At 64.8% G+C, this 13,792-nt stretch carries 11 protein-coding genes; 2 read left to right on the forward strand and 9 right to left on the reverse strand.

Features of this window, described 5'->3' with window-relative positions; all coding sequences use genetic code 11:
• Position 1: 1 nt before the first annotated feature.
• Positions 2-1,546, reverse strand: coding sequence for an aldehyde dehydrogenase family protein (locus tag K1X74_10750; protein ID MBX7166813.1), 1,545 nt, complete (start codon positions 1,544-1,546; stop codon positions 2-4).
• A 214-nt stretch (positions 1,547-1,760) separates the two neighbouring features.
• Positions 1,761-3,506, reverse strand: a complete 1,746-nt coding sequence (locus K1X74_10755) for a carbon starvation protein A (protein MBX7166814.1) — start codon at positions 3,504-3,506, stop codon at positions 1,761-1,763.
• Between the two features lie 215 nt (positions 3,507-3,721).
• Here K1X74_10755 and K1X74_10760 point away from each other — a divergent pair, with 215 nt between their 5' ends.
• Together K1X74_10760 and asnS are read left to right on the forward strand one after the other, a co-directional pair.
• Positions 3,722-4,846, forward strand: a complete 1,125-nt coding sequence (locus K1X74_10760; GenBank protein MBX7166815.1) for an FAD-dependent oxidoreductase — start codon at positions 3,722-3,724, stop codon at positions 4,844-4,846.
• 33 nt (positions 4,847-4,879) lie between these two features.
• Entirely contained in the window at positions 4,880-6,271 is a 1,392-nt protein-coding gene (asnS, locus tag K1X74_10765; GenBank protein MBX7166816.1) for an asparagine--tRNA ligase, read from the forward strand.
• Between the two features lie 51 nt (positions 6,272-6,322).
• Here the strand turns inward: asnS and fliM are convergent, their stop codons facing one another.
• The 7 genes from fliM to K1X74_10800 form a co-directional block, all read right to left on the reverse strand.
• On the reverse strand, positions 6,323-7,333 hold the full coding sequence (gene fliM, locus K1X74_10770) for a flagellar motor switch protein FliM (GenBank protein ID MBX7166817.1): 1,011 nt from the start codon (positions 7,331-7,333) through the stop codon (positions 6,323-6,325).
• Between the two features lie 39 nt (positions 7,334-7,372).
• On the reverse strand, positions 7,373-8,647 hold the full coding sequence (locus tag K1X74_10775) for a glutamate-5-semialdehyde dehydrogenase (GenBank protein MBX7166818.1): 1,275 nt from the start codon (positions 8,645-8,647) through the stop codon (positions 7,373-7,375).
• A gap of 191 nt (positions 8,648-8,838) precedes the next feature.
• On the reverse strand, positions 8,839-9,639 hold the full coding sequence (gene folP, locus K1X74_10780; GenBank protein MBX7166819.1) for a dihydropteroate synthase: 801 nt from the start codon (positions 9,637-9,639) through the stop codon (positions 8,839-8,841).
• Positions 9,640-9,775: 136 nt separating this feature from the next.
• Positions 9,776-10,339 carry a hypothetical protein gene (locus K1X74_10785; protein MBX7166820.1) on the reverse strand — a complete coding sequence of 188 codons (564 nt, stop codon included), beginning with the start codon at positions 10,337-10,339 and terminating at the stop codon, positions 9,776-9,778.
• Positions 10,340-10,357: 18 nt separating this feature from the next.
• Complete coding sequence (locus tag K1X74_10790; protein MBX7166821.1) at positions 10,358-11,689, reverse strand: tetratricopeptide repeat protein; 1,332 nt, start codon at positions 11,687-11,689, stop codon at positions 10,358-10,360.
• Positions 11,690-11,696: 7 nt separating this feature from the next.
• Complete coding sequence (gene recO / locus K1X74_10795) at positions 11,697-12,452, reverse strand: DNA repair protein RecO (GenBank protein MBX7166822.1); 756 nt, start codon at positions 12,450-12,452, stop codon at positions 11,697-11,699.
• A gap of 105 nt (positions 12,453-12,557) precedes the next feature.
• A complete protein-coding gene (locus K1X74_10800; protein ID MBX7166823.1) occupies positions 12,558-13,757 on the reverse strand; it encodes a hypothetical protein in 1,200 nt (399 codons plus the stop codon).
• Between the last annotated feature and the right edge of the window lie 35 nt (positions 13,758-13,792).

A 13,792-nucleotide genomic window follows, 5' to 3' on the forward strand; every position in this document is an offset into this window, starting at 1 on the left:
GTCACTTCGGGGGCTGGTCGGAGGGGATTTGTGCGCTCATCCCCTGGGCCATGGTGATCTTCGTGTCGTGATTGACCGTAAAGGCCGTGCGATGCGTGACCGCTTCGACCAGGGCCGCGGCCGAGGGCTGGCCGTTGCCGCTGCGCTTCACGCCGCCGAACGGCAGATGCACCTCGGCGCCGATGCACGGCAGATTGACGTAGCCCATGCCGTAGTCGCACTCGTCGCGGTAATAGCGCCAGCGGCGGTAATCTTCGGTAATCACGGCCATCGACAGGCCGTACGGCGTGTCGTTGTAAATCTCGACCGCTTGCTCATCGTCGCGAAACGGCACAATCGCCAGGTGCGGCCCGAACACCTCTTCGCGAATCGTGCGCACGCCGGGGCGATAATCCTGGCGATAGATAAACGGCGACAGGAAATAACCGCCCGCCAGCGAACCGTCGGTCAGGCGGCCCCCTGCGAGCAGTACCTCGGCACCCTCTTCCCGGGCCAGCGCGTTGTAGTGCAGAACCTTGTCGAGGGCGGCCTGGTTGATCACCGGCCCGGCAAACGCTTGGGGGTCGAACGGGTCGGCAAATCGCAGCCGACGGGCTCGATCGACCAGGCCCTCGGCAAAGCGATCGACGAGCGATTCGTGCACCAGGATGCGACCGGCCGAAACGCATCGCTGGCCGGTGGTCTTGAACGCGCTCAGTACGGCGGCGTCGCAGGCCAGTTCCAGATTGGCGTCGGCACATACGATGACGGCGCTCTTCGAGCCCATCTCGCACGCGCACGTCTTGTGGTCGCAATCGGCGGCCAGCCGGCGAATGTGTGCGCCGACGTCGTAGCTGCCGGTAAAGCAGACGACGTCGACGTCGTTGTGCCGCGCCAGTTGGTCGCCGGCTTCCTGGCCCAGGCCATGCACCAGATTCACCACGCCCGGCGGAAACCCCACTTCGGCGAACAACTCGACGAGCCGCTGGCCGATTTGCGGCGTTTCTTCCGAGGGCTTGAAGACAACCGTGTTGCCTTCGAGCAGGCTGGGCCCCAGCATCCACAACGGGACGGCGAAGGGAAAGTTCCACGGCGTAATCACTGCCACGACGCCGCGCGGCTTGCGGCGCACATACAGGTCCTTGGCGGCGATCTCCGACGCGAGCACCTCGCCGATCGGCTGCCGCGCCGTACCGCACACGTATTCGACCATGTGCAGCCCTTCGGTCACTTCGGCCCGCGCTTCGTTGAGCACCTTGCCGCTTTCGCGGGCCAGTACGGCCGCGAGGACGTCGGTCTGTTGGGCGATCCGCTCGGCCAGGCGGAGGAACAACTCGCCGCGGCGAATGCGACTCGTACGACGCCATGCCGGCTGCGCGCGGCGGGCGGAACGTACCGCTTGATCGACTTCATTCGCTCCGCCGCAGGGATAGGTGCCCAGAACGACGGAGACGTCAGCGGGATTACGGTTCTCAAACGAATCGCCGCCGACTGAATGCCAACCGCCGTTCCAGTAGTGACTGCCGACCCAGCCACTTCTCGTTGCGCGCATGGTTCCCGCGGTCATGAGCCTACTCCTGACGACTGGCGCGTCGTCTTCCCGAACGCTACGGCCCGACGGGGCAGCAGCAAAACTAGAAACCGCCACCTCAACCATACGTCCATGTCGAGGCCGGGCAAGGCGGTTGCTACCGAAGTCCAAGTCCTTGATTGGCATGGACTTGCGGCGCTAGTTGCTGCCCGGAAAAGGACATCCGGGGCAAACTGGCAAGTGCGATGGATCAGCCGGCCGGAAGCGTTGCCGGCTGGCCTTTCGGGGGCGTGCCCAAGAAGGGGCGAATCAAGATCACCCAGATGGCTTCGAGCAACATGAGCGCGGCCAGCGCCACGAGGATGATCGCCACCCAGGGCACCGCCGTGGCCGGCTGCCATGCACCTTCGGCGTTGTAGCCGGCCCGCACCATGCTCAGCAGCGCCCAACTGCTCATCACGTACATCAACACGGTGGGGACGCCCGTCACGAGCCAGACCCACCAGGCGCGGCGTGTGCGCCACAACCAGACGGTGACGCCCAACAGCGTCAGCGCCGCCAGGAGTTGATTGCTGGCTCCAAACAACGACCAATAGACCTTCCAGGCCGGCTGGGCCTTGCCGGCGGCGTCGGTGACCGTCTGCGTGACGAAGAACAAGGGCGTGCAGGCCGTCAGCGCCGTGCCAAACCAGCGGCCGCCGGTGCCGCGCCAACCGGTGAGTTCTTGGATGATGTACCGACCCAGGCGCGTGCAGACATCGAGCGTGTCGTAGACGAACGTCGTGAACGCCATCAGCGCAAACGAAATCGCCAGCGCGGGCGGTATGCCCAACGACTGCATATAGGTCCCGATCCCGTGGGCATAGATGTAATTCGGCTGCCCGTTGCGCAACGGATCGGAGTTGGGCATCAGGATCATCACGCAGGACAGCGACAAAATGGCCACCAGCGCTTCGAGCAACATGGCGCCATAACCGATCGGCCGTGCGTCGGTCTCCCGTCGCAGTTGTTTCGACGTCGTGCCCGAGGCAATCAGCGAGTGAAATCCCGAGCAGGCGCCGCAGGCGATGGTGATGAACAGCATCGGAAACAGCGTCTCGCCCTTGGCGCTGGTCCAGCCGGTGAAGGCCGGGTACTCGATCGGTTGCGGGCCGAACAACAGGCCCACGCCGCCGCCGATGAGCGCGATATACAAGAAGTAGCCACCGAGGTGCCCTCGCGGCTGCAGCAGCAGCCACAGCGGAGTGACCGACGCCACGAGGCAATAGCCCAGCAGCAACACGTCCCAGAGCTTGTGTGTCTGCTGCGGCGTCAGCTCGAGCCAGCGATCGAGGTCGACCGGCACCTTCTGGCCCAGCCAGATCGCCACGCCGATGAGCGGCACGAAGATGGCCGTGGCCTTGCCGAGCGACAATCCCGTATAGCGCATCAGCAACGCCATGACGATCGGCAGCATCAAATACATCAACGACGAGCTGGCGATGCCGCCGCCCGAGACGACCTGGCCGCTTTCGAGCGTTTGCTGCCCGACAAAGGCTGCGGCCGTGATATCGGTGAAGGCGACGATGATGTACACCAGCGCCAGCCAGACAAAGCTCAGGAACAGCAGGTACGACCGCACGCTCATGTGATCTCGGACCACTTCGGCAATCGAGCGCGCCTGGTGCCGGATCGAGGCCACCAGCGCCAGCATGTCGTGCACGCCGCCGATGAAGATCGATCCGAATAAGATCCACAAGAGCGCCGGCAACCAGCCAAATGCCACGCCGGCCAGGATCGGGCCGACGATGGGGCCGGCCGCGGCAATCGCGGAGAAATGTTGGCCCAGCAGGAATTGCGGCGCGATGGGCTCGAAATCAACGTCGTCGCGCAGCGCCACGGCTGGCGTCGGGCGTTCGGAGTCGAGCTGCAGCAGCCGGCCCAGCAAGGGACCGTACACGCGATAGGCGGCCAACAACACCACCGCCGACGCGAAGAAGATCAAGAGCAGGTACATGGAACCGCCTTCAGACCCCGTGTGCCGCCGCATCGTGCGTTCGGTCAATCGCCCAATATAGGTCAGCTGCCGGGGCCGCTCCACCGCAACGCGAATCCGGTAGACGGACTGCGCGGGTCCCCTATAATTCAGCCTCTTTCCGAGCGGCGCTCGCCATGCCGCGCTGCCGCGAGCGGCCTGGCCCGCGCAACGGCTGGGTCTCGCGTGGCCAGTTCATGCGGGGCCGGGGCGGTAGCCGCCCCTTCAGGCGACCTCATCCCAGGGCTCTAGGTGCAGGAAGCGAATTCGTGACAGAAAAAGTCGTCATCATCGGCAGCGGCCCAGCGGCCTGGACCGCGGCCATCTACGCCGCCCGCGCGGCGCTCAAACCGCTCGTCATCGAGGGGGCGATCACCGAAGAAAACCGCCTGGCCGGCACCTTGCCGCTAGGTCAGCTGGCGCTCACCACCGAGGTGGAAAACTACCCGGGCTTTCCCGCGGGTGATTTGGGTGGGTATCTCGACCACGCGATCGTGGCCGATCGCCGTCAGCTCATGGCGCCGCACCAGAAAGAAGGCGTCAGCGGTCCCGAATTAATGGAGCTCATGCGGCAGCAGGCCACGAATTTCGGCTCGCGGATCGTCACCGACGACGTGGTCGAAGTTGATTTCTCGCATCGGCCCTACCGCCTCAAGTTGCTCGAAGGCCAGCCAGTCGAGGCCCATGCCGTGATCGTGGCCACCGGTGCCCGGGCCAACTACCTGGGGCTCCCGTCGGAAGATCGCTACAAGAACCGCGGCGTCAGCGCGTGCGCAGTCTGCGACGGCGCGCTGCCGCGATTCCGCAACAAGCCCCTGGTTGTCGTGGGCGGGGGCGACTCGGCCGTCGAGGAAAGCACCTACTTGTCCAAGTTCGCCAGCCGCGTTTACCTGGTCCATCGCCGCGACGAACTGCGGGCCTCGAAAATCATGGCACAGCGCGCGTTGAGCGATCCGAAGATCGAGGTGGTCTGGAATCATGCCCTCGACGAGGTGTTGGGCACCGACGAGCGCGGCGTGACCGCGGTGCGGCTGCGCAGCACTGCCGACGGCGGAGCGACGCACGAGCGCGAAGCCGCAGGGGTGTTTCTGGCGATCGGCCACACGCCGAACACGCGTTTTCTCGAAGGCAAGCTGGAGCTGACGGAGAAGAAGTACGTCAAGCTCACCGTGCCGCATCGCACTTTCACCAGCGTTGCCGGGGTGTTTGCCGCGGGCGACGTGGCCGACGACTACTACCGGCAGGCGATCACGGCGGCCGGCACCGGCTGCATGGCGGCGCTCGATGCCGAGCGGTGGCTCGCGGCGGAAGGCGTGCACTAGTCTCAGGACCTTTCTCCCGCGGCAGGACGCGCGATGGAACGACTTTCGGTTGCCCAGGTACGCAAGGCCGACGCGATCGGCCGCCAGGTGGAGCTGGCCGCCTGGGTGCGAACGCGCCGCGATTCGAAGGGGGGCTTCAGTTTCCTGGAGCTCAACGACGGCTCGTGCCTGGGCAATTTGCAGGTCGTCGCGCCGGGAGAACTATCCAACTACGATGGCGTCGTTCGACATCTGACGGCCGGGTCGAGCGTCCTCATTCAGGGCGAAGTGAAAGCGTCGCCCGCCAAGGGCCAGGCCACCGAGTTGCACGCGAGCCACGTCGAATTGGTCGGCACGGCAGACGCCGAAACCTACCCGCTCCAGAAAAAGGCGCACTCGTTCGAGTACCTGCGGACGATCGCCCATCTGCGCCCGCGGACGAACACCTTTGGCGCCGTGGCCCGGGTGCGCAATTGCATCTGCCGCTCGATTCACGAGTTTTTCCAGGAGCAGGGCTTTCTCTACGTTCACACGCCGATCATCACGGCCAGCGATTGTGAAGGCGCAGGCGCGATGTTTCGCGTCACGACGCTCGATCTGGACAAGCCACCGCGCACGCCGCAAGGCATCGACTACGCGCAGGATTTCTTCGCGCAGCCCGCGTTTCTGACCGTCAGCGGGCAATTGGAAGCCGAGGTGTTCGCGACATCGTTGGGCAAGGTGTACACCTTTGGCCCCACGTTTCGCGCCGAGAACTCGAACACGTCGCGCCACCTGGCCGAGTTCTGGATGATCGAGCCGGAAATGGCCTTCTTCGATCTGTTCGACAACATGCGGCTGGCCGAAGCCTTCTTGAAGCGCATCGTGGCCGACGTGCTGTCGCGTTGCGAAGAAGACATGCAGTTCTTTCAGGCTCGGATCGACGACAGCGTGCTGAGCACGCTACAGACGATCGCCGCTCGTGAATTCGTACGCATCGAATACACCGAGGCGGTCGAGATCCTGACCAAGTCGGGCCAGAAGTTTGAATACCCGGTCGCCTGGGGGCACGATCTGCAGGCCGAGCACGAACGCTACCTCACGGAAAAGCACATTGGCGGGCCGGTGATCTTGTACAACTATCCGCGGTCGATCAAACCGTTCTACATGCGGCTCAACGACGACGGACGCACGGTTCGGGCGATGGACGTGCTCGTGCCCCGCGTCGGAGAGATCATCGGCGGCAGCCAGCGCGAGGAGCGGCTCGACGTGCTCGAGGCGCGGATGCGCGAACAGCATCTCGATCCGCAGGCCTACTGGTGGTATCTCGACCTGCGAAGGTACGGCACGGTGCCGCATGCCGGATTTGGCCTGGGGCTCGAACGCATCGTGCAGTTCGTGACCGGGATGGCGAATATCCGTGACGTGATCCCGTTCCCGCGCACACCGGGGAACGCCGAGTTTTGAGGCACGGCGCCCGGCCGCCGGCGGTTAGCCGCGTGCCCGTCGGACGGCGATTCAGCCGGGCTGATTGGCCACCGTGTCTTGCACCATGATGGCCTTCTGGCCCTTGTAGGCCCCCAGCCGGGCGTGGAATTTTTCGACGCCTTCGATCCGCACGATCAGCGGAGTGCGGACGTCTTTGTCGGTGGTGATGATGTCGCCCACGCGGAGGCCGATCAGCTCACGGGTGGTGATGGTTGTCTCGGCCAGCTCGACGACCAGCTCGGTCAAGGCGCCGCTAATCGCCTGGCTGATGTGCTGCACGGTCTCGGGCGTGGCGTTGCGCCGGCCATAGGTGGTCCAGCTATTCGACGAGAGTTTCGAGCTGATGCGTTCGATCGAGTTGAATGGGATGCACAGGTTGAGCATGCCGCGCAGCTCGCCCATCGTGAGCTCGAAGCTGATCAGCACGACGACTTCGTTCGGCGGCACGATCTGCACGAGGTGCGGGTTGCTCTCGACGCGGACCACCGACAGGTTCAAGTCGAGGACGTTTTCCCAGGCCTTGCGCAGCTCGTGCAAGAACAACTGCGTAATCCGCGAGACCAGGCCGAGCTCGATCTCGGTCAGCGGGCGGCGCATCGGCGCGCTCGGTTCTTGCCCGCCGCCCAGCAGCCGATCGATGATTGGGTACAGGATCGAAGGATTGATATCGAGGATTAGGTTGCCTTCGAGCGGCTCGGCCTGCAGCAGGTTGAAGCAAGTCGGGTTCTCGAGGCTGAAGACGAACTCGCTGTAGGTCAACTGATCGACGCTCGTCAGCTTCACTTCGACAATGCTGCGCAAGAACGCCGAGAGCGCCGCGCCGAAATTGCGGCTGAAGCCTTCGTGCAGGGTCTGCAGCGCCCGCATCTGCTCTTTGCCGACGCGTTCCGGCCGCTTGAAGTCGTAGGGCGTGACCTTCTCGCGCGGGCGACCCGGCGCGGCGGCCTTCGGGGCGGCCGCGGCGGCGGGTTTGGGCTTGGCTGCGCCGACGGCGGACAGCAAGTTCTCGACTTCCGCCTGGCTGAGTACGTCTTCGGACATGCGGGGCCTCCTTGCCCAGACCGCATCGGTGCGAGGCTGCTAGGTGCGCGTCTGGCCGCTCCCGTAGCAGATGTATTTGTAGCTGGTCAATTCCTTCAGTCCGCACGGGCCCCGCGCATGAAACTTGTCGGTGCTGATGCCGATCTCAGCGCCCAACCCAAGCTGCCCACCATCGTTGAACCGCGTGCTGGCGTTGATCATCACGGCCGCGCTGTCGACACGGGCCGCGAATCGCCGGGCCGCGTCGTAGTCGCGCGTGACGATCGTGTCGGTGTGCTTTGAGCCATAGCGATTGATATGGTCGATCGCCTCATCGAGCGAACTGACCACCTTGGCCGAAAGAATCGGCGCCAAATACTCGGTGGACCAATCGTCGGCCGTCGCCCCAACGGCGCCGGGCACAAGTCGGCAAACCTGCTGGTCGCCGCGGATCTCCACTTGTTGCCGGGCCAGGACCGGCGCGAGCCGCGCGAGAAACGCCTCGGCGACGTCCTCGTGGATGACCAGCGATTCCGCGGCATTGCAAACGCCGTAGCGCTGGCACTTCGAATTCTCGGTCAAACGCACGGCCATCTCGAGGTCGGCCGCGCGATCGACATAGACGTGGCAATTGCCCGTAAAGTGCTTGATCACCGGCATCCGGGCCTCGGCGGCCACGCGGCGGATCAGGCTCTCGCCGCCCCGGGGGATGGCGACGGTGACATATTCATCCAAGCCCAACAAATGTCCCACGGCGTCGCGATCGGTGGTGCCAACGAGCTGCACGGCGCTGGCGGGCAGCCCGCAGGCGGGCAGCTCGGCGACCAGTAATTCGGTGAGCACGACGTTCGAGTGCAGGGCCTCTTTGCCACCGCGCAGGATCACGGCGTTGCCGCTCTTGACGCACAGCGCGGCCGCGTCGGCCGTCACGTTGGGGCGCGACTCGTAGATGAAGAAGATCACGCCCAAGGGCACGCGAATCTTTTGCACGTCGAGTCCGTTGGGACGTACCGACGACTCGATCACCTCGCCGATCGGGTCGGGCAGTGCGGCGACCTCTTCGAGCCCCCGGGCCATGTCCTCGATGCGCGCGGGCGTCAAACGCAGCCGGTCGACGGCCGCCGGCGTCAGGCCGTATTCGGGTGCCGCGGCCACATCGCGGGCATTGGCGTCAAGGATCTTCTCGGCACGCTCGCGTAGTCGTGCCGCGCATTGCCGCAGCCATTCGTTTTTCTGAGCCCCCTGCGCGCAGCCGAGATCGACCGATGCCGCCTGGGCGCGCTGCGCCAAGTCGACGCAATAGGTGCGCAAATCGGACTGCTCGGCGATCGCCATAGGGAAGAGCCTGAAATCAGGCGCAAAGCGTGCGGGGAAAGACACTTCGATCCAGAGCGAAGTATTGCCAGCCCCTGCCGCAGAGTCAACGCCGGTCGAACGCCGCAGAGATTGGCATGAAATGTCCTAAGTGGCTGTGCAGAAGAGGTTTGTGCGCTGCGGTTCGGGCGAGGCTGCCGCCTGGCCCGCGGTTACTCGACTCGCCGCGCGGTTCCGTCGATCCCGCCGACCGCCGCGAACAGTTCCAAGGCTTGCCGCACCGGTCCGACGTCGTGCACGCGCAGGATTTGCACCCCTTGGGCCGCCAGAGCCAGGGTCACGCCGATGGTGCCGGCCATGCGGTCGAGCGCTTTGTCGCCCAGAACCTTGGCGATAAAGCCCTTCCGTGAAGGGCCGACCAAGAGCGGACAGCTCAGGTCGTGAAAGCGCCAGCAGCCGGTGAGCAGATCCAGGTTGTGCTGATGCGTCTTGCCGAAACCAATGCCCGGGTCGAGGGCGATGCGCTCCTGGGCGATCCCCTGCGCGGTCAGCGCATCGCGGCGGTCGCGGAGAAAGCCGCCGATTTCGCCGAACAAATCGCCATAGCTCGGAGCATCCTGCATGGTTTGCGGATTGCCGCGCATGTGCATCGCGCAGACCGCGGCTCCGCTCGTGCGTGCGACGTCGATCATGCGCGGATCGCCGGTCAGCGCCGTCACGTCGTTGATGATTTCGACACCGGCTGCCAGGGCCGCTTCGGCGACCACGGCCTTCGACGTATCGATCGACAGTGGCACGCCGGCAGCTCGCAAGCCCTCGAGGACAGGCATGACGCGGCGCAGCTCGTCATCGGCCGGCACCCTCTCGGCATAGGGCCGCGTGCTTTCGCCGCCGATGTCGAGCAGGTCGGCGCCGGCGGCGCACAACCGTAGCCCATGTTCGATCGCCTGCCGAGGATCGTCGTACAGCCCACCGTCGGAGAAGCTGTCGGGCGTGACGTTGACGATGCCCATCACCAGCGGGCGCGGACCAAGCGGCACAGCCCGCGTGCGCAGGCGCCACTCGGTCGACCGGCCGGGAAAACGTTGTGCGAGAGGAAGCGGCTGTTGCGGGAGCCGCGGATCGATGGCATTGCTCATGCCACGGAGTCTACCACGGGGCTTCCATCAGTCCGACGATCTGCTCGGCGATCTTCTGGATCGCCTTTTGCTGGCCGACGACGATCGATTGGCCGGCCTCGGGAACGACGCTGCTGGCATAATCGACGTCGGCCAACGCGCCGGGAATCGCTACCGCGGCCGGCGCGCGGAGCAGCGTACCCTGGCGATCGACCCAGCGGACCTGGACCTGGAAAGTCAATTCGGATTCGCGGGCCTCGTCGGTCGGGCTCGTGACGATCACCCGCTTGGTGTCGTTGACCAGGGTGCCCGTCAGCACGCTGTCGGCATTGGGCGTGTTCACCACCTGGAACGGCGTCTTGAGCTGGATTTCCTTGACGACGGCCTCGGTCAGCCGTTCGCCCAAGTTGCGGCGATAGCTTGTCGAATCGAAGATCGGTACATAGACCGTGCGGATTTCCGGCGGGTAGAGCGAGGCCACGCCGGCGCGATAGCCCGCGCATCCGCCCGCCGTCGCGAACAACAACAGCAACGCCGCAAGGCGGCGCGCCGGCCGGCCGTATGGATGGCAGATTGGCGAGCGCTGGCGATCCATCGCGTGTCTCATGCGCGGCTAGCGCGGGTTGCGTGCCAGGCGCGCGGTGCCGGTGTCGCTCCCGTCGGGCAAGCCCTTGGGCTTCGGCTCGGGGAAGGCATCGACGAGCCATTGGAACTTGCTCGTCGGCACATCTGGTTCCGTCTGGAATTCGCCCAGCCGCTGGCGGGCCATTTCGGCGAACCGCGTGTCGGGAGTTTCCTCGAGCACCTGGGCGTAGTAGTACTTCGCGGCGCGATAGTACTTGCCCTTGGCATAATGCTCGCCCATGTTCCAGAGCCGTTCGCCCCGCTGCGCCAAGATGGTTTGCCGGGTGCGCAGCAGCCGCTCGCGTTCGTCGGCCGGCATTTCGGGATATTGGACGAGCGTCTGCTCGACGATGTCTTGGGCTTCTTTGAGCGGTGTGTCGTCGTAGCGCGGCCCCTGGTACTTGCCCAGTTTGGCACGCAGGCCGAGCAGATGCGCAGCCCACTGGTGCTCACTCTTGGGATAGTCGCGGCGCAGTTGGGTGTAGTACTGGTCGGCGTCTTCGAACCGGTCGTGAACGAAGTGCTCGTTGGCCGTGGCGATCACGGCGTCGTCGGCCAGCGGCCCGGTCGGATCGTTCAGCCACACGCTTTCGTACACGGCCAGACCGTTGCCGGCCGTGTCGAACCAGGGCCGCGTTTCGTCCCAGATGTTGGGCACCAACAGCGGAATCGGTTTGACGCGCTGTACTTCGACCCAGTAGCGGGCGATGGCAAATTGCCGTTTCACCACCTTGTCGAGGTGCCGCGAGTTCTCGTACTTCTTCATCAAGTTGACGAACACGTCGCTGGCGTCGTCGTAGTGATCGGCGAAGAACAAGCTCTCGCCGCGCATGAACATCGCATCCTCTTCGAGCGGCGAGTCGGGCCAGCGCTTGTGGGCGCGCTTGAATTGTTTGGCCGCGGCGTCGTAGCGCTTCTCGCGAAACAGCCTTTCGCCTTCATGGTAGGCGGCGTCCGCGATCCGCCGATCCGGGCCGAGGCCCACGGCGCTTTTCATCTTGCCGTAGGTCTGCTTGGGCGAGGGCAAGCGCTGAAAGAAGCTTTTGTCTTCATCGTCGTCCGCAGTGTTCGCGCCGGTCAGGGCTTCGCCGGGGGCATCGTAGCCCGCCAGGTTGTCGCGCACCGGATTGCCGTACCGATCGAGGACCGGCGCGGCGACTTGTTCTTCGGTTTGCGCGACGCCCTTGTTCCACGAGCCGAACAGGCCCTGGCCGCCCGACTTGCAGCCGGCGCATAGCACGGCCGCCAGCGCCAGAGCGGCGCAGACGACGGTGGCACCGCAAAGCGGCGCGTGCGGCGATTGACGATTGCAGGTGACCAACGTGCGGCTACTCCAAGGTGCGACCCAGATAGCGATGCAGCTTCGGTCGTTTACCGATCAGGTGTGCCAGGTAGTTGTTCATCACGCCGCGCAGCTCCCCGGCCAACGGCCGCTCGAGCGCGACGCGGCTCCAGGCATCCGACTCCAGGTCGGCGAATTGTTCCAGCAGCAACACCGCGGGCCCGCTGACCGAAATGACCTGCGGCTTGCCGGGGCGGCAGCGCGGGCACAACACGCCCCCGGCCAGTTGGGCAAAGGCGACGCGGCCCGTGGGTTCGACCGATGCGCCGCATTCGACGCAGAAGCGCAGCGAGGGGAGGTGCCCCAACAGCACGAGCGCAGCGAGTTCGAACCGCAGCAAGAGCGCGGGGATCGAACCGCTCGTGGCGAGCGCAAGGAGCGTGTGCTCCGCGACGTCGAACAGCGCGGGATGGGCATCGTAATCGTGGGTAAGTTCGTTGAGCAGCTCGGCGACGTAGTATGCGCCGTACAGGCTCGACAGCTCGCGGCCGCGAATGCGAAACCGTCGCTCGAGCTTGGCTTCGGTCAAGAGGTCGAGTGCCTCGTGGGACTTGCGCAGGAACACTATGCGAGACAGGCAAAGCAGGTCAAGGGCAGACTCGAAGGGCCCCTTGGGCCGGCGGGCTCCCTTGGCCAGCGCGCTGAGCTTGCCAAATTCGCGCGTGAACAGCGTGACCACGCTGCTGGTTTCGCTGAAGTCGACCGTGCGCAGCACAATCGCGGTAGCTTTCTCGGTCGACATGACAGCGATGCCAGTGAGCTGGCCAAAACAGGGCGAGGCGGCGTCCGGACGATGGACGCATCGGCCCCAGTTTCGCCGAACGCCCGCCGGCCTGTACAGACACGCTCACGGCCGGCCCGCCGCATGCTGCCGGCGTTGCAGTCGGCGCCGCCGCTTTGCGGATTGTATGCACAAGTCGGCGGCGATGATCCAAGCGAAACCGGCGGCAAACAGCATCGCCCAGCGCAGCGCCGTCGTGTCTCGATAGAGGACGACCGTCTCGAGGGGTGTCAGCGTATCGGCCGTCCAGAGCCTCACCTGGCCGCGCGAACCACCGGTCGCGACTCGTTGGCCATCGGGAGAAAAGGCCAGGGCGAATATGCCGGCACCGTTCTCAACGGAGCGCATCGGACCGCCCTGGAGGTCGAGCATCCGCAGAGTGCCCTCGTAGCCACCGGCCGCCAGCGTCCTCCCATCCGGCGAAAACGCGAGCGCGAGTGTCTTCTCGGGGATAGCACAGGAGTGCAGGCGATGGCCGCTCGCCGCATCCCAGACGGTGATGCAATAGCCGCTGGTGTCACCTGAGTCGATTGACACACCGCTCGCGAGGAGTTTTCCATCCGGCGAAAAGATGAGGCCGAACTTGTCGAAGGGATAGTTACCGGCGTTCAATTCGAGCAGCCGCGCTTCCGTCCGCGTGTCCCAGATTTCCAGCTTGCCAAAATCGTCCCTGAACGTGGCCAGCTTTGTTCCGTCAGACGCCAACGTAGCATTGGTGATTGGATACTGAGGCTGATTGAGTTCTTTTAGCCCTCGCGTGTTCGGAGGCTGCAGGAAGCACACGCCGTCCGCAAGGGCCATCAACAGGTCGTTGTTGGCCCAGGCAATGCTGCCACTGAGGTAACCGCCGGTGGGCAACTCGGCGTCCTTCCGACCCGTGTTCACATTCCAGATCGAGACGCTTCGGCACATGCCCGCGAATGCCAGCCGATCTCCGCGTGGCGAGAACGCGAGCGACTGCCCCTGGCCCAGCTTGTTTACAGGCCAGGCGACGCTAATGACTCCTGACCGGAAAGTGGCCTCCAGCAACGTCACCCGATCGAGAGCCGAAGCCTGGAGCAAAAACGCCGAACGGCTGGCGTTGGTACCCAGCAAACGTGGCGTGCCGGAATTGCTCTGGCGAACGTGGTAGACGTACAGGCTCGTGGCGAGTGTCCTTCCGTCGGGCGAAAACGCGACCGCTGAGACGAAGGGAATTGGTGTGCCCGCATGGCTGAAGTACAAGATCCCCGCCGAAAGCAGGATCGCTGCCAGCGAGACCATCAACAGGAATTGAGCCAGCGAGAACTGGATGCGAGGAA

The sequence above is a fragment of the Pirellulales bacterium genome, assembly GCA_019694435.1.
Lineage (GTDB): Bacteria > Planctomycetota > Planctomycetia > Pirellulales > JAEUIK01 > JAIBBZ01.

Coding starts and splice junctions, on each gene's coding strand:
- K1X74_10750 (MBX7166813.1), bottom strand. CDS start 1,546: ATGACCGCGGGAACCATGCGCGCAACGAGAAGTGGCTGGGTCGGCAGT.
- asnS (MBX7166816.1), top strand. CDS start 4,880: ATGGAACGACTTTCGGTTGCCCAGGTACGCAAGGCCGACGCGATCGGC.
- K1X74_10755 (MBX7166814.1), bottom strand. CDS start 3,506: ATGTACCTGCTCTTGATCTTCTTCGCGTCGGCGGTGGTGTTGTTGGCC.
- folP (MBX7166819.1), bottom strand. CDS start 9,639: ATGGGCATCGTCAACGTCACGCCCGACAGCTTCTCCGACGGTGGGCTG.
- recO (MBX7166822.1), bottom strand. CDS start 12,452: ATGTCGACCGAGAAAGCTACCGCGATTGTGCTGCGCACGGTCGACTTC.
- K1X74_10760 (MBX7166815.1), top strand. CDS start 3,722: ATGCGGGGCCGGGGCGGTAGCCGCCCCTTCAGGCGACCTCATCCCAGG.
- K1X74_10775 (MBX7166818.1), bottom strand. CDS start 8,647: ATGGCGATCGCCGAGCAGTCCGATTTGCGCACCTATTGCGTCGACTTG.
- K1X74_10785 (MBX7166820.1), bottom strand. CDS start 10,339: ATGGATCGCCAGCGCTCGCCAATCTGCCATCCATACGGCCGGCCGGCG.
- fliM (MBX7166817.1), bottom strand. CDS start 7,333: ATGTCCGAAGACGTACTCAGCCAGGCGGAAGTCGAGAACTTGCTGTCC.